The sequence below is a fragment of the Pseudomonas sp. MF08831 genome, assembly GCF_059862645.1.
The window spans coordinates 37,612-52,954 of the sequence record NZ_JCBCUX010000002.1; the positions used below are offsets into that span (position 1 = coordinate 37,612).

The window sequence follows — 15,343 nt, forward strand, 5'->3', positions numbered from 1 at the left end:
AGGACGCAAGCATGACCGGGGCCATCCTGCTGCTCATCTGCCTGATTCTGATCGGCCTGTCGATTCGCTCCTTCCAGATCGGTTTGCGCCGCGCCCAGACCGAACGCGTGCTCGGCCGCCTCGCCGAAGGCCAGCCGCAGCTCGTCGAAGAGAACAGCCAGTGGAGCGGCGTGGAGCGCATGTTCCTGCGCGCAGGCCTGGGCAAACCCAGTGACAACCTCGGCCTGTGGCTGGCGATCTGGGCGCTGGGCGCAGTCCTGGGCCTGCTGGTTGCCGGCTGGATCGGTCTGTTGGTGATGTTGGTGTTGCCGCTGCTGTTACTGCGCCTGTACATCGCCTGGCGCTATCAACGGCGGATCAAGCGCATGATCGAACAACTGCCGCAATTGCTCGACCACACCGTGCGCAGCCTCAAGGCCGGGCGAACCCTGGCCGACGCGGTGCTGGGCGGCATCGAGATTACCGAAGACCCGCTGCAACAAGCCATGGGCCGTATCCGGCGCAACGTGCAACTGGGCGTGAGCCTGCCGGAATCGGCCCACGACTTTGCCGAATTCTACGAGCGCGATGAGTTTCGCCTGTTCGCGCTGGGTTTGAAGGTCAACCACCGCTATGGCGGCAACGCCAGCGAGCTGTTGGAAAACCTGATCAAGATGATCCGCGAACGTGAGCAAGCTGCCCGCCAGCTGCGCGCGTTGACCGGCGAAACGCGCGTCACGGCCTATGTGCTCACGGCCCTGCCGATCTCGATGATCGGCTACTTCCTGGCGGTGAATCCCGCGTACCTGATGACCATGTGGAACGACGGCACCGGGCGCATTCTGTTGTTCGTGGCGCTGGTGATGCAGTTGTTGGGCTGCTTTACCTTGTGGCGCATGTTGCGGAGCGTATGAGATGGCGATTGCACTGCTGATCAGCGCTGTACTGTTCATCGCCGCCCTCGGGTTGGTGCTGGCCAACCTGATAAAACACCGGCGCGGCCAGCGCCTGGTTGCCCAACGTTTGCAGGGCCAGATGGCGCGCGAACACACGTTCGGCACGCTGATGCGCCAGCTGGGTAGCAGCCCGCTCGCGCAACGCTCGGTGAGCCTGGACAACGAAACCCAGATCCTGCTCAACCGTGTCGGTTGGCGCAAAGCCAACCAGCGCTCGATGTTCGCCGCCTTCCAGGTCGGTACGCCGTTGCTGCTGTTGATCATTACCCTGGTGGTCCAGGAGGTGATGTACCCCGCGACCGGCTCGCCGTGGCTGGCGCCGTTGCTGGCGCTCGGCATCGGTTATCTGTTGCCCAAGCGCATTCTGGCCAGGGCCGCCAAGGCGCGCCAGCAACGCATCTCCCGCGAGGTATCGACCTTCATTCCGCTGCTGCGCATCCTTTTCGAATCCGGCATGGCGGTTGAACAAGCGCTGCGCGTGCTGAGCATTGAAGCGCAACGTCTGTTGCCGGCGCTGACCCATGAGTTGCGCTTGATCCTCACACGGGTCGACTCGGGCCTTGAGCTGAGCGAGGAACTGGGCAAGACCGCTCGGCTGCTGGCCGTGGATGAATTCACCGACACCTGCACCATCCTCCAGCAACTGGTTCAGCAAGGCGGCGGCGCGATGAAATCGCTGCTGTCGCTCAAGCAATTGCTCGACGACCGACGCCTCACGCGGATCCAGGAATTCGTCTCGAAGATGTCGGCAAAAATGTCCGTGGTAATGATGGTGTTTTTGTTTCCCGCCTTGCTGATCGTGCTCGGGGGGCCCGCCTTTATTGGCATCACCCGGGCCTTGAGTAACTTATGAGGAGCGCCCGATGAAAGCCTTGATAGCCGGTTTGAGCCTGTTGCTGCTGAGTGGCTGCGCCACCAATGGCCAAACCCCGTGGGGCGCGTTTACCGGCACCGGCAGTTGCCCCAAGCCCAGTTCCGATCAGGAGCTGTCGCTGAACCTGGCCGATGAAATGGCCGGCGACGGCAAGCTGCACGCCAGCCTCGCCAACCTGCAAAGCTTGCCGGCCAATCTGCCCCAGGTGCGCCTGCGCCAGGCCAAGGCCTATCGCCTGCTCGGGCGCAGCGAAGCCGAGCCGTTGTACCGCAGCCTGATCGGCACCTGCATGGCCGCCGAAGGCGAACACGGCCTGGGGCAGATCGCTTCGGCCAAGGGCGATAACGGGCAAGCAATGGCCCACTTGCAACGCGCCGCCCGGCTGGCGCCTACCGACGAGAAAATCCGCAATGACCTGGGCGTGGTGTACCTCAACCAACTGCGCCTGGAAGACGCACGCTTTGAATTCATGACCGCCATGGAACTCAAGCAAAGCGACCCGCTGGCGGCGGTCAACCTGGTGACGCTGTTGATTTATCAGGACAACTGGAAGCAGGCCGCGCAACTGGTCAGCCAGATGGGCCTGAGCCCCGAGCAAGTCACTGAGGCCCAGGCCCGCGCCGAGAAACTCAAAGGCTCAGGCACGCCCGTCGCCAAAGCCAAGGATCAAGTCGCCGCCGTCAGTGATGCCGCAAGCCCCCCGAGGAATTGATGATGAAAACACCTTATCTCGCCAGCCTGGCCATGCTCGTGTTGCCCTTCAGCGCCATGGCCATCGAGCCCGGCCCGTCGTCGCCGCAGCAGGCCTTGACCGAGCAATGGCTGACGCTGCAGGTCACGGGCAGCGCGGCGTCGCAAACGCCCCAGAAGGCCTCTGCGGCCGAACGTGACAAGGCGCACCAGCGTTTACTGGACAGCTACAAGTATCCGATTCCGGAATATTTCGATCAGAAGGTGGGGGGCAAAACTCAAGGGAGTAATTGAGAAAAAACCTGCCAGGTCTCCATCAACAGGTGGGAGCGGACTTTCCCGCGATGACGGTGTTTCAGCTAATACAGCCGTGACTGATCCACCGCCATCGCGGGCAAGCCCGCTCCCACATTTTGACCGAGTTTAAACGGGCAGATCAGTGCGCCGTCACTCGCTGGCGCAGCGCTGAATTATTTGGCGATAACGCCAATGCCAATTGCGTGCGGTTGTGCATGTGCGTCAGGCGCAGTACTTGGGACACGTACAGCTTCACCGTGTTTTCAGTGATGCCCAATTCGCAGGCAATCTGATAGTTGGTCTGCCCCTTCCCCACCAGCCGTGCGACATCCAATTGGCGTGGCGACAACTGGTTGAAGATCGCCGGGATTTCCAGCGGCCCGGCGTCCTCGGCCGACACCTCGTCGCTTTCCCCCCCAGGCCGGCTGCTGCGCACTTTATCGAGGTCCTGATACAGGTCGTTGATGGACTCGGAAAGAAACTGCAGTTTCTGGTTCAAGTTACCCAGCTGCAGGTCCTTTTTGCGCTCTTGCAGCGCGGCTTCCTGGCGCTGCAAGCCTTCGAGCAACTCGTGCAGGTTGATCGGTTTCTGGTAGTAGTCCGCGATGCCTGCGCGCAGGGCCTTGATCACATCCTGCTTGTCGGCACGACCGGTCAACATAATGGCTTCGAACGCGCGCTGCTTACCGGCGATTTTTTGCAGGGCCTGCACCAACTCGATGCCATCCATCTCCGGCATATGCAGGTCGCACAGCACCAGGCCGATGTCGGCATCTTCGCTGAAACGCTTCAGGGCCTGTTGGCTGGATTCACATGGGACGCAGCGGTAACCGCTGCTTTCAAGAAATTCACAGAGCTCTTCCACGATCAGCGGCTGATCATCGACAACGAGCACTTTTACCGCAGAGGTAAGCTTGTTCACGCGCTACTCCATGCATTTCAAGCCAAAAGATTGACCATCCCTTTACGACACATATTCCCGTATATCTACTCATTAAACGTAGACGTACTTTCTGACTATGTACATAGCGTTAATCCCCCCTGACGACTAATGGATCCAAAACCACGCAACACTAAAACCCACCAGTAAAAACGGGGCGAATGGCTGCTTTTTTGACACACCGGGCGCCAGATAGCCCATGTGCTTTTTAAGATGTTGATTCATATGCGGCCAAAGCGTTGGCGCAACGATCAGCCAGACTAAGTTGGCGACTGCCGCCCCTACAAACGACCACAGCAAGTACTTCGCATCCGACACCAACGCCAATGCTGCAAGCAGCTTTACGTCCCCCGCGCCCAGACGACCGACGGCGTAGCCAGGCAAGGTCAGCAGCAGCGCCAGAAAAAACGCCAACAGCCCCTGCCCGGTCGACGCCCCCAGCCACGTGGTACCCGTCCAGAACAGATAGATCATCGCCAACAAGGCAACGCCCAGCGTCAGACGATTGGCGAGTAACCGCTGCCGAACATCCTGCGCTGCACACAGCACCAACCACACCATCACCACTGCGCCATGGATCACGTAAAAAACATCCCTTTTTGCCGATTGATTCTATGCTGATATCAAGTAGTAGCCGTCAGGGTAGACGCGGTGATGAAAACAAGCCTCCCGGATAAGCAAAAAGGCGCGGCAGCAATCGAATTCATTGCTGTGTTCGTGATTTTTTTTGCCGTGTTCTACGGCATGGTCAGCTATAGCCTGCCGCTGCTGTTGTTGCAGTCGTTCAACCAGGCGACGGCAGAAGCCGTGCGGCTGAGCGTGGCGCTGGACCCCAACATGCAGGGCTACGCCGCCGCCGTGCAAAACACCGCCAAAACCGCAGTCGCCAACCGTTTGCTGTGGATCCCGCCCGCCTACAAATTCGACGCCGCCACGCAAGTTACCACCACCTTCAACAGCGGCTTGTTGTTAGTGAAGATCAACTACCCCACAGCCAACCTGCAGGCGGTAATGCCGTTTATTGTCCTGCCCGGCATCGGCACGGTACCGCAGCTGCCGACGACGCTGCAGGCCACCTCGAGCCTGCAGTTTTGACCTCGGGGGACAAATTCTTCGGGCGCCTGCTCGGCCGAAGCAGCGCGCTGGCCCTGGACACGCCTGCGCCGCATGCCGCCGGGCTGCACCTGTGGTTGGACGCGCACGGCCGCGTGCTCGAAATCAGCGGTGCACTGCGTCCACATCTGGCGCAGTACACAGGTTCACCGCCCCTCCTGGACCTGTTGTGTGCCCACAGCGCGAGGGTGGTAGAAGGCGTTCCTGCCGATTGGCAGCGCCACAGCCTCGACCTGGATTTTCGCGGCGTCGCCGGGCAAGTCCTGCAAACGCGAGGCACGATTGAAGCCCAGGATAACGGCTGGCTGCTGCATGCCGTGGACATCGGCGATTTGCTCAATGGCCGGCACCTGGCAGAGCAGCGCGAACAGAATCAGCAATTGGCCAGCCTTGTGAGTGAACACCTGAGTGTGTGCAGCCTCAGCCGGCTGCCCGACGTGTTCAACGAACAGCTGGCCAGCGTGGCGCAACGTTGGCGCATCCCGTGCGTGGCCCTCGCGCTGCTCGATCAAGAGGACCAGGACTGGGTGATCTACAGCCAGTACGCCAACCACGATGCGCCCCTGTTCTGGCACGACGGGCAGCGCCTCGGCACCTGCCTGGACAGCCTCAACGGCACTGCCCCGCTGAGTTTGCAGGCACCTTATGGACGCGGAGAACACCCGCGGTTGCACAGCGTATTCAGCAATGCCGACGGGTTTCTGGTGCCGTATCGCGATGGCCAGGGCGTGGCCGCGTGGTTAATGTGCGGCGCGTACAACGGCCAGCCGCACATGCGCGACCGCGATTGGCTGAACCTCGCCGCCGCCCTCGCCGCGCCGTTGCTCGGCCGCCTGCGCGAGCAACGCCACCACCAACAATTGGAGCGCCTGGAAGCCCTGCAAGGCCTGCTGGGCACCGGCTGGTTCGAGTTGCTGCCGGCCAGTTCAGAAATCCAACTCGCGCCGCAATTGATGCGCAATATCGGCTCAGAGCAAGCCCAAACCCGGCAAGCCCTCGACACCTGGCTGGCGTTCATCCACCCCGCCGACCGGGAGGAACTGCACAGCCGCCTGCGCGACCTGCAGACCCTGGGCAAGCCGTTGCTCGCCAGCGTACGCCTCAACCGTGGCGACAGCGCCCAACCGCCCACCTGGTATCGCGTGCAGGGCCAAGTGCTGGGCGTGGGTGAGCAACGCCGCTGGGTCGGGTTCATGCTCGACATCAGCGACATCAAGAACCAGCAGGTGCAAGCCGATGCCGCCCATGCTCGCCTGGATAACCTGATTGCCAGCTCACCGGCGGTGATCTACGTGCAGCGCTACGTGAACGGCGCTCTGCTGCCGGTGTTTTTCAGTGACAGCCTGCTGCCGTTGCTGGGCCGCACCCTGGCCGAGTGCAGCCACGACAGCCTGGTGCAATGGGTGCATCCCGACGACCGCGACCTGTACTTTCAGCGCACGCGCCAACTGCTGCGCGAAGGCAGCGTGCGCAGTCGTTACCGTGTGCAGGACACACACGGCGATTACCACTGGCTGCTCGACGAAGCCAAATTGCTGCGCGACGACCTGGGCCTGCCGGTGGAAGCAATTGGCCTGTGGCTGGACGTCACCGACGCGACCTTGGCCGCGCAACAGGTCAAGGACAGCGAGGAGCGTTACCGAATTCTGGTGGAAGACTCCCCGGCGATGATCTGCCGCTACCGCCCGGACCTGACCCTGACCTTCGGCAACACGCCATTGGCCAACTACCTCGAATGCCGGCCCGCACAGTTGCGCGGGCTGAACCTGGGCAACTGGCTCTCAGCCGAACAGCGCGAGGCGTTTGTGCAGCGTATCGGGCAGTTGACCCCGGAGTTTCCAGTCAGCACCGCCGAAATCAGCCTGCAACTGCCCGGGCGCGAACACGCCTGGTGGGTCTGGTCGGACCGCGGCGTGTTCGATGAGCACGGTGCCCTGGTCGAGGTGCAGGCCGTGGGCCGCGACAACACCGAAGTGCGTCGCTCGCAGCAGCAACTGACGCAAAGCGCAAAAATGGCCACCCTCGGCGAAATGGCAACCGGCCTGGCCCATGAGATCAACCAGCCGCTGAACGTGATGCGCATGGCCGTCGTCAATGTGCTCAAGCGCCTGGGCAATGGCGACGTGCAGGTCGATTACCTCACCGAAAAACTCCAGCGCATCGACGCCCAGGTTCAACGCGCAGCCCGGGTGGTGGACCATATGCGCGTGTTTGGCCGCCGCTCGGAGGTCGAGCAGCAACCGTTCGACCCGGCCCAGGCAGTTGAGGGCACCCTGTCGCTGCTCAGCGAAGGCCTGCGCGGCAAAGGCGTGGAAGTTCGCCTGACCCAGGCGGACGTTCCCGTGCAGGTCAAAGGTTACGTCGACCAGCTTGAACAGGTGCTGATCAACCTGATGGTCAACGCCCGCGATGCCCTGCTGGGCCAGCGCGAAAAAAACCCTGAGCTGCGCCCGTGGATTGCCGTGCACACCGAACACGATAGCCGCCACGTGCGCATCTGGGTCGAGGACAACGGCGGGGGCATTGACCCGCGCTTGCTCGAGCGGATCTTCGAACCGTTCTTCACCACCAAGCCGATTGGCGTGGGCACCGGGTTGGGCCTGTCGGTGAGCTACGGCATCGTTGAAAACATGGGCGGACGCCTCAGCGTCAGCAATGGCGAACACGGCGCGCGGTTTTGTGTGGAACTGCCCAGGGCCACCGACGTTTAGATCACCAGGTAGGCCTCGCCGGTCTGGCCGCAGGTCAGGTTGGCGCCCACGTTCACATTCGTCAGGCTGATGCCCAACATGTTCAACAGGTTGTTGAGGATCGGGTTGAGCAGCGGCCCCAGCAGGCTGTCCACCACCGGGGTGACGATGGCGCTGACGCCGCCGAGCAGCGACACGACGCTTGCCGCCAGCGCGCCCAACGGGTTACTGCCGACCGGCTGGTACGCCGTAATGCCTACGCCATTAAGCGTGGTCGACAGGCTGCTGACCACATTGGTTGCCGGCGCGGCAGCCTGATAGGTCGGGGTGAGGCCCACGTTAGGTGGCGTGGCGAACGGCGCAGTACTGGAGAACACCAGGGTCTGATTGCTCGCCGCAATCGGGCTTAGCACCTTGATCGCGACGCCACCGCCGGCGAACGGTACACGCGTACCGCAAGTGCCGATTCCGAGGATTTCATGGCAGGTCTTGGTGCCGATATCGATCAGCGCCAAAGGCGCCACGGTCATCGGCAAGGTGCTGGAAAACGCATTGGTGACAGCGCCCACATTCAGCGACGCCAGCGAGGTGGTGGTGTAGGCCGTCAGGCTCTTGGTGCCAGCGCTGCCCGTCGGGCAACTGTAGGCGGTGACATAGCTGCTGGCGCCGCCGGCATCCAGCACGATATTGAGCGGCAGGTTGCCCGGCAACGCCAGCAGGTCCAGTTGTTGGCAGCCGGCCCCCAGCAAACACAGCGCCGAGTTGATCGTGCTCACCAGGTTCAGGCTCAACAGGCTGTTGATCACCGGCGTCAGCGGCCCCACCAGGTTATTCACAGCCGTGGTGAGCCCCGACAAACTACTCAGCACCGGCAGGCTGACCGTCACCTCGGTGCGCACCTGGGCAGTGCGCACATAAATCGCATTCGGCCCCTGGGGGTTGGCCGCGGCCAACGCCGGGTCGCCAATCGCCGAGAGTTGCGGCGGCTCGATCACTTTGACCTGCGTGGTGATATTGGCCAGCCCCAGCAGGCTGACGGGTAAGGTCGCGGCAGCCGCACTCTGGCTGTTGGACAGCTGCACCACGCCCTGAATCAGCTGGAACACCTGCAGGTTGGCATTCAGCGCGGCGGCGGTAGTGCCCGTCTGCAACTGCAGGATCTGCCCGAGGGTCAGCGGGGCCTGGTTGATGGCGGCGATTTTCAAGCTGCCCAGGGCCGTCAGTACATCCGCCGTCGCGCCGTTGGCGGTGAGCACCGTGATTGCGGCCTGGATCAACTGCGAGGCGGTGACATTGGTGTTGAGCAGTTGGGTGTAGTTACCTGCGGTCACGCCCAGGTTGATCGCCAGTTGGTCGAGGTAACTGAGCAGGCTGATATTGGTATTGAGCAAGCCATTCCAGCCGGCGAGTGTCAGGTTGAGGTTGCCGCCGAGCAAGCCGCTGAACAAGGGGTTCAACAGGCTTGCGCTGGCGGTGTTGACGCTGGCCAACGTGCTGTTGATGGTCAGTTGGGCCAAGGATGGCGTGGGCTTGGCCGCCACCGCCGTGGCTGACAGGACCGTGTTGAGGCTGACCGGGTTGCCGGAAAACAGCGCCCACACGCCGCCGGCCACGCTGGTCGTGACGGTTTTGCTGGCCACTACCTGAATGGCTGACGACAGCGCGGGGTTTGCGCTGAACGTGCGCTGGCCCGAGGCGCCAGTGGTGACGGAGCCACAGCTGGTCACCAGGGTGTTGCCGTTGCCCACCACGAAATAATTGCGCGCCACGCTTTGCCCGGCGTAGGCCGCCGCACTCAACCCTGCCAGGCAGGTGCCATTGCGGCTGACAGCTTCCAGCGCTGCCGTGTCCGCCACGCCTTGCAACTTGCGCTTTTCCAGGTACAAACGGCCGCTGTCGATCACCAGCAAGGTAAACGCCAACACCACCGCCAATACGCCGGCGGCCATCAAGCCAATGGCGCCGCGCTGCTTGCAATGAAATCGGGGAGACATCGAGCACTCCTGTGCCGGCGAGTCGCCGAGCGCTTACTCTCCTGGGGTGTCTTTGAGTGTAGACAAGGGCTGAGGGATGCGCTGACTCAAGGCTGCAGGAGATCCAATGTGGGAGCGGGCTTGCCCGCGATGGCGGTGGGTCGGTCACAGCATTATTGACTGACACTGCGCTATCGGGGGCAAGCCCCCTCCCACAGGGAATTGGGGAAAGGTTTAGTGCGGCGGGTAGTTGGAGAGGATTTTGCTGACGGTGGTGCGGATGGCGTTGTTGCGGTCCTGTGGATTTGGGCTGCTGGCCATCATCTGCTCGTCACTGCCGCGCCACACCAGCTTGCCGTCCTTGCCGTCCAGCAAGTCGATCTGGATGGTTGCGACTTTGTAGGTGATGTTGCGCGTTTCGTTGTACATCGGCGCGCCCCAATAGCCATTCCATGGACCACCCCACGCGCCGCCGTAGTTGGTGGTGACTTGTTGCTGGCGGTCTTCGACGATCAAGTAAGCCTGCACGTTCAGGTCAGCCTTGGTGCCGGCTGCGGCGGGACGCAGGCCGCGTTGGTCAAGTTGTTCGCCCACGGCCTGGCGGATGCGCTGCTCGGTGAGGTCGCTCTTGATCCGCGGATCATCCGGGCGATATTGCAGCGCCGGGTCTTTCCAGGCCCAGTTGCGGTAGGCGCCGAAGTCGCGGCTGGCGTCAAAGTCGTGGTTGACCTGGTTGGACTGGCAACCGCCCAGCAACACGACAACAGCAAGTGCAGCAATGCGACGAAACATGGTTTATCTCCAAAAGACAATTCAGCCTGAGATGAGAATAGCTGCTAACTGGGTGGATAGGCGCTCATTGCCTTCTGCATCGCTTCGCGCAAGGCATCGGCCCGTTGGCTCAGGCTGCCCTGGCTGGCGGTTTCGGCGCTGGTGCTCCACACCGGCTGGCGTGTGCGGGCATCGAACAGGCTGATGCGCGCCACGGCGACCGTCACTTCATACGTGCGCACCACCGGCACGGTGTTGTACATGCCGTAGCCATTGCCATAGCGGTTATAGCCGCCGTAGCCGTAGCCATAGTCGTCCTGGACCTGGCGCAGCCGTTTTTCCAGACGCACATCGGCGCTCACCAGCAGGTCGGGCGCACGGTTGTCATGCAAGGGTCGCAGGCCTCGCTGGTCGAGCGCGCCACTGACCGCCTCGGCAATCTGCGCCGAGTCGGCCCAGGCTGTGCCCGCCGGCAGTTGGCCGTTGAGCCAGCCCCAGCTGCGGTAGGCGCCATAGTCGCGCACCGGCGCCGGGTAGGCGCTGGCATCAAAGGTGTTGGCCGCCTGGGCCGGTGCCGGGGGCATCGGCGCGGAAGCGGCCACGTAGGGATTGGGGCTGGAGCAGGCGCTCAAGCCCACCGACAACAGGATCAAACAGAGACGACGCATTTCGACCTCCGCAGACTGGGCCGCTTAAACCGGACGGCAAATCCAGTGCAAATAACGCCCAAGTCCGGCAAAGCTTGGGTGACGACGGTGAGCGAGTTCCATCTCCAACAAATCCTGCACATCGGCGCGGGCCTGGAATTCCACCGGCATGTAGTCGTGGAACACCCGCACGCCACTTTGGCTTTCGACCTGCCAAAGCCCCTCGAGTTGCGCCGCCAACTCCCGCGGGTCGAGCGGCTGCTGCGGGGTGAGGCTCTGCTTCTCGCCGGCCATGTCGTTCTTGCGCATTTTGCGAAAGTGACCTTTGAGCAGGTTGCGGTAAATCAGCGCATCGCGGTTGTAGAACGCCAGCGACAGCCAGCCGCCCGGCACGGTGAGCTGGTGCAGCACCGGCAGGATCGCATGGGGTTCGGCCAGCCATTCCAACACAGCGTGGCATAGCACCAAATCGTAGGGCTGGGTGAGTTGGCCGAGCAGTTCTTGCCAGGGCGCATGGATAAAGGTTGCGCTCTGGCCGGCGTCGGCGAAGCGTTGGCGCGCGCCTTCGAGCATCGGCTCGGCGGGCTCGGCCAGGGTCACTTGGTGGCCGCGCTCGGCCAGCCACAGCGACATATGCCCCAGGCCTGCGCCGATATCCAACACCCGCAATGGACGGTCCGGCAGCGCTTCGATCAGGTCGGCCTGGAGCACCGCCAGGCGAATTGCGCCTTTGGCACCGCCGTAGATTTTCTCGGCAAAGCGCGTGGCCAGCTGGTCGAAATGACGATCACTCATGGGCAAACCGCCGTTCGCTGTCGGCCAGCTTGGCGCGCACCACCTCGTTCATGTCCAGGCCCAACTCGCTGCACAGCAACAGCAGGTACAACACGATATCGCCGACTTCCTGCCCGGCGTGGGCCAGTTTGTCGGCGGGTAGCTGGCGCGATTGGTCTTCGCTCAGCCATTGGAAGATTTCCACCAGCTCGGCCATTTCCACACTGGCGGCCATGGCCAGGTTTTTCGGGCTGTGGAACTGCTTCCAGTCGTTGTTATCGCGGATGCGGTGCAGGCGTTCGGTGAGGTGTTCGAGGTTCATGCGGGGGCTCCTGAAGGTGTATAGCTTCGGGGGGATCAGGGATGAAGGCAAGTGAATCCCGGTGGTGTGTTTGAGGGCGCCATCGCAGGCAAGCCAGCTCCCACAGTTGAATCGGGTGTAGATCAAACTTGGGGGGGGGCTGAGGGCGCCATCGCGGGCAAGCCCGCTCCCACATTTGAATCGGGTGCAGATCAAACTTGGGAGGGGTTGCTGAGGGCGCCATCGCGGGTAAGGCTGCGCCTGCATTGAATCGGGTGTAGATCAAACTTGGGCGGGGTTGCTGGGAGCGCTATCGCGGATAAGGCTGCGCCTGCATTTGATAGGTGTTTGCGGGCTTGTTGTGGCGAGCGGGCTTGCCCCGCGTTGGGGCGCGAAGCGGCCCTGAAATCTGACGACGCGAGACATGAGTCTTCTGGGGCTGCTGCGCAGCCCAACGCGGGGCAAGCCCGCTCGCCACAATGGAGTGGGTGGGCTGGGGTGGGCGGGTGGCTAATCGACGACGCTGAATTCGAGGCGGGCGGTTTGGCCGGCTTCGTCGAGGACGCTGAGCTGGTAGCGGCCCAGCTGTTCGAAGCTGGCGTTGATGCTGTCCTGATTGGCGCTGTCGCCCAGCGGCGCGCCGTTGAGGAACCACCAGCGCCGGCCACTGCCGCCCAGGGCAGAGATTTTCAAGTGCAGGGCCTGCTGGCTGGCGGCGGGCAGGCGCAGTTGGTCGCCTTCGCGTACGCCGACGATGGACAGCGGCGACGAGGCGGCCAGCGCTGGCGGCGGGCAATCGGGGTCGGCAGCCGGGATGCGCGCCTCGCGGCGCTCCGCCCTGGGCAGCCAGGGCTCCAGCGGTGCCGGCCACAAGGCGATATTTTTGGCCACTGCGCCAGGGCAATGCGCGTCCACCCGCAAGCCTTTGGCATTGACCCACACGCTTTCCATCAATCCCACGCTCAACGGCTGATCCAAGGCCTGCAAGGTCGGCGGCGTGGTGTTGTCCAGCGTCCAGGCAAAGCGCTGACGGCGGCAATTGGGGTCGCTGCGGCTCATGGGCTGGCCCAGCGGCCAACAGATCGCGGCCACGCCAACATTGGCAGGCACCGGCCTGACGGGCGCGCTGATCCCGCGCTGGCTGTCGCGGTTGGTCAGCACATCATGCACCTGCAACATCAACGGCGCCGCCGACGCCAGCCCGAACTGCCCCGGTACGGGCGTGCCGTCGGGCCGGCCAATCCACACGCCGATCAGGTAGCGCGGCCCCACACCCAGCGCCCAGGCATCGCGAAAGCCATAGCTGGTGCCGGTTTTCCAGGCCAGCACCGGGCGCTGCATCAGCTCGGCACGCGGGTCACGGTCGGGCCGCGCCTGGCCGCTGAGGATGCGCCGCACAATCCAGGCGGACCCTGGCGACAGTAAAGGGCGTTCTTTAAGCGTATCGTCCGGCTGTAATCGGATAGCAGCACTCCTGCCGTCGCGGGCAAAGGCGCTGTAACCGCTGACCAAGTCCTCCAGACGGCTGCCCGCCCCGCCCAGAATCAGCGCCAGGTTCGGCTCGGCCAACGCCGGCAATGCCAGCGGCACGCCGCCGATGCGCATCTGCGCAGCAAACCGTTTCGGCCCGTAGGCCTCCAGCAACTGCACCGCCGGCAAATTCAATGAACTGGACAGCGCGGTACTCGCCGGCACTGCGCCGCTGAAACCCATGGAGAAGTTGCCTGGCCGGTAATCGCCATAACGCCGGGGCACGTCCTGCAGCAGCGACTCGGAGTGGATCAACCCCTCGTCCAGCGCCATGCCATACAGAAAGGGTTTCAAGGTCGAGCCGGGCGAGCGCAGTGCGCTGATCATGTCGACATGACCAAAGCGCTTGGCGTCATTGATATCCACCGAGCCGAGGTAGGCGCGCACGGCCATGGTTTCTTCCTCCACCACCAGGATGGCGGCGGAGGTGTGTTCCGGCAGCCGCGCGCGCCAGCCCAGCAGCAGGTCTTCGAGGCGGCGTTGCAGCGTGGCGTCCAGGGTGGTACGGATCAGCGGCGGGCTGTCCGGACGGTTGAGGCGGCGGGCCAGCAACGGCGCAAGGCTGGGTTCGAGCCGAGGGGCGAGCAGCAGCGGCTCTTGCAGGGCTTCATCAACGGCCGACTGCGGCCACACCTGGAATTCGGCAAGGCGGCGCAGCACTTTGTCGCGGGCCTGCTGGGCACGTTGCGGGTGGCGATCCGGGCGCAGACGGCTCGGCGCCTGGGGCAATACGGCGAGCAACGCGGCTTCGGCATGGGTCAACTGCGCCGGGGACTTGCCCAAATACGCCCAACTGGCCGCCGCCACGCCCTGCAACGTCCCGCCAAAGGGCGCGCGGTTCAGGTACAGATTAAGGATCTCGTCCTTGGACAAATGCCATTCCAACTGCGCAGTGCGCCACAGCTGACGCAGCTTGCCGTGGAAAGTGCGCGAATGCGGGTCGAGCAACCTCGCCACCTGCATCGACAAGGTGCTGCCGCCCGACACCACGCGCGCGCCGGTCAGGTTCTGCCACGTCGCCCGCAGCAGCGCCAGCGGGTTCACGCCGGGGTGCTCGTAAAACCAGCGATCTTCGTAGGTGAGCAGCGCGTCCAGGTAGTACGGCGACACCTCACGGGTCTGCACCGGATACCGCCACACGCCATTGGCGTCGGCAAAGCGCCACAACGGCGTGCCATCCTCGGCCAGCACCACGCGCGCCAAATCATCCTTGGGCAAAGGCAGCGGCCACATACGATCCGCCAGCCACAACAGCGCAATCACCAACAACACCAAACCCACGCCCACGCGCAGTAAATGTGGGAGCTGGCCTGCCTGCGATGACGGTCTATCAGTCACCTCACTCACAACGGCCCCACCCCGCCCACAACAAATCGCAAATTCAACCCCGCAAACCTCTATGCTTCACGGAACTAGCCGCGACCCTTCGCGACCAAAGGCCCAGTGCTGGCAATTTCGTCCACTTATTCATCGAGACACACCTATGCAAGCAGACTTTTTCGGATGGTTGGGTAACACGATTGGCCTGATCATCCACTACATCGTCGAATTCTTCAGTGGGCTGTTCAATATGCTCACCCATGCCGGTGGCGACTTCGTCGATGGCATGTCCCGCGCACTGGGCATGGACACCTCGATCATCAGCATCATCACCCTGATCATCGGCCTGCTCTTCCTGTATTCGGCCGTTCGCGCCTTCATGCGCGCCTCGATCATCCTGGGCGTCATCTGGCTAATGCTCGGCCTCTGGCTACTCAGCTGGGTCGTCCACTAACCTCACAACCCCCCACTCCCCTGTAGGAGCTGGC

Annotated in this window: 15 protein-coding genes; 7 read left to right on the forward strand and 8 right to left on the reverse strand. The window is 63.0% G+C overall.

The window, feature by feature from the left end:
- Positions 1-11 precede the first annotated feature (11 nt).
- From AC19YS_RS03620 to AC19YS_RS03635, 4 genes are read left to right on the forward strand one after another with little or no spacing between them, the layout of a single operon-like run.
- A complete protein-coding gene (locus AC19YS_RS03620; protein ID WP_106577720.1) occupies positions 12-893 on the forward strand; it encodes a type II secretion system F family protein in 882 nt (293 codons plus the stop codon).
- Position 894: 1 nt separating this feature from the next.
- Entirely contained in the window at positions 895-1,788 is an 894-nt protein-coding gene (locus tag AC19YS_RS03625; RefSeq protein WP_106577719.1) for a type II secretion system F family protein, read from the forward strand.
- Between the two features lie 10 nt (positions 1,789-1,798).
- The gene (locus AC19YS_RS03630; protein ID WP_119737771.1) at positions 1,799-2,521 is read left to right on the forward strand and encodes a tetratricopeptide repeat protein; all 723 of its coding nucleotides are present in this window, start codon (positions 1,799-1,801) and stop codon (positions 2,519-2,521) included.
- 2 nt (positions 2,522-2,523) lie between these two features.
- Positions 2,524-2,793 (forward strand): DUF3613 domain-containing protein, encoded by a 270-nt coding sequence (locus AC19YS_RS03635; protein WP_119737773.1) that lies wholly within the window; start codon positions 2,524-2,526, stop codon positions 2,791-2,793.
- Positions 2,794-2,935: 142 nt separating this feature from the next.
- Here the strand turns inward: AC19YS_RS03635 and AC19YS_RS03640 are convergent, their stop codons facing one another.
- Both AC19YS_RS03640 and AC19YS_RS03645 read right to left on the reverse strand, forming a co-directional pair.
- Entirely contained in the window at positions 2,936-3,718 is a 783-nt protein-coding gene (locus AC19YS_RS03640) for a response regulator transcription factor (RefSeq protein WP_500600959.1), read from the reverse strand.
- A gap of 126 nt (positions 3,719-3,844) precedes the next feature.
- Positions 3,845-4,318 carry a prepilin peptidase gene (locus tag AC19YS_RS03645; RefSeq protein WP_119737778.1) on the reverse strand — a complete coding sequence of 158 codons (474 nt, stop codon included), beginning with the start codon at positions 4,316-4,318 and terminating at the stop codon, positions 3,845-3,847.
- A gap of 72 nt (positions 4,319-4,390) precedes the next feature.
- Between AC19YS_RS03645 and AC19YS_RS03650 the strand changes: the two genes are divergently transcribed.
- Both AC19YS_RS03650 and AC19YS_RS03655 read left to right on the forward strand, forming a co-directional pair.
- Positions 4,391-4,831, forward strand: coding sequence for a TadE/TadG family type IV pilus assembly protein (locus AC19YS_RS03650; protein WP_106577714.1), 441 nt, complete (start codon positions 4,391-4,393; stop codon positions 4,829-4,831).
- Entirely contained in the window at positions 4,828-7,560 is a 2,733-nt protein-coding gene (locus tag AC19YS_RS03655; RefSeq protein ID WP_500600961.1) for a PAS domain-containing sensor histidine kinase, read from the forward strand. The genes AC19YS_RS03650 and AC19YS_RS03655 overlap by 4 nt, the downstream gene beginning before the upstream one ends.
- Here the strand turns inward: AC19YS_RS03655 and AC19YS_RS03660 are convergent.
- The 6 genes from AC19YS_RS03660 to pbpC all read right to left on the reverse strand — a co-directional run bounded on the left by AC19YS_RS03660 (position 7,557) and on the right by pbpC (position 14,807).
- Positions 7,557-9,533, reverse strand: coding sequence for a pilus assembly protein TadG-related protein (locus AC19YS_RS03660; protein ID WP_500600963.1), 1,977 nt, complete (start codon positions 9,531-9,533; stop codon positions 7,557-7,559). The two genes, AC19YS_RS03655 and AC19YS_RS03660, sit on opposite strands and share 4 nt — an antisense overlap.
- Before the next feature lie 213 nt (positions 9,534-9,746).
- A complete protein-coding gene (locus AC19YS_RS03665) occupies positions 9,747-10,304 on the reverse strand; it encodes a DUF4136 domain-containing protein (protein WP_119737784.1) in 558 nt (185 codons plus the stop codon).
- 44 nt (positions 10,305-10,348) lie between these two features.
- Positions 10,349-10,951, reverse strand: a complete 603-nt coding sequence (locus AC19YS_RS03670; RefSeq protein ID WP_106577710.1) for a DUF4136 domain-containing protein — start codon at positions 10,949-10,951, stop codon at positions 10,349-10,351.
- A gap of 24 nt (positions 10,952-10,975) precedes the next feature.
- A complete protein-coding gene (locus AC19YS_RS03675) occupies positions 10,976-11,725 on the reverse strand; it encodes a methyltransferase (RefSeq protein WP_124416327.1) in 750 nt (249 codons plus the stop codon).
- Positions 11,718-12,026 carry a MazG-like family protein gene (locus tag AC19YS_RS03680; RefSeq protein ID WP_500600966.1) on the reverse strand — a complete coding sequence of 103 codons (309 nt, stop codon included), beginning with the start codon at positions 12,024-12,026 and terminating at the stop codon, positions 11,718-11,720. Before AC19YS_RS03680 ends, AC19YS_RS03675 begins: the two co-directional genes overlap by 8 nt.
- Before the next feature lie 489 nt (positions 12,027-12,515).
- Complete coding sequence (gene pbpC, locus AC19YS_RS03685) at positions 12,516-14,807, reverse strand: peptidoglycan glycosyltransferase PbpC (protein WP_500601214.1); 2,292 nt, start codon at positions 14,805-14,807, stop codon at positions 12,516-12,518.
- Positions 14,808-15,018: 211 nt separating this feature from the next.
- Between pbpC and AC19YS_RS03690 the strand changes: the two genes are divergently transcribed.
- Complete coding sequence (locus AC19YS_RS03690; RefSeq protein ID WP_119737790.1) at positions 15,019-15,309, forward strand: hypothetical protein; 291 nt, start codon at positions 15,019-15,021, stop codon at positions 15,307-15,309.
- The last annotated feature ends 34 nt before the right edge of the window (positions 15,310-15,343 follow it).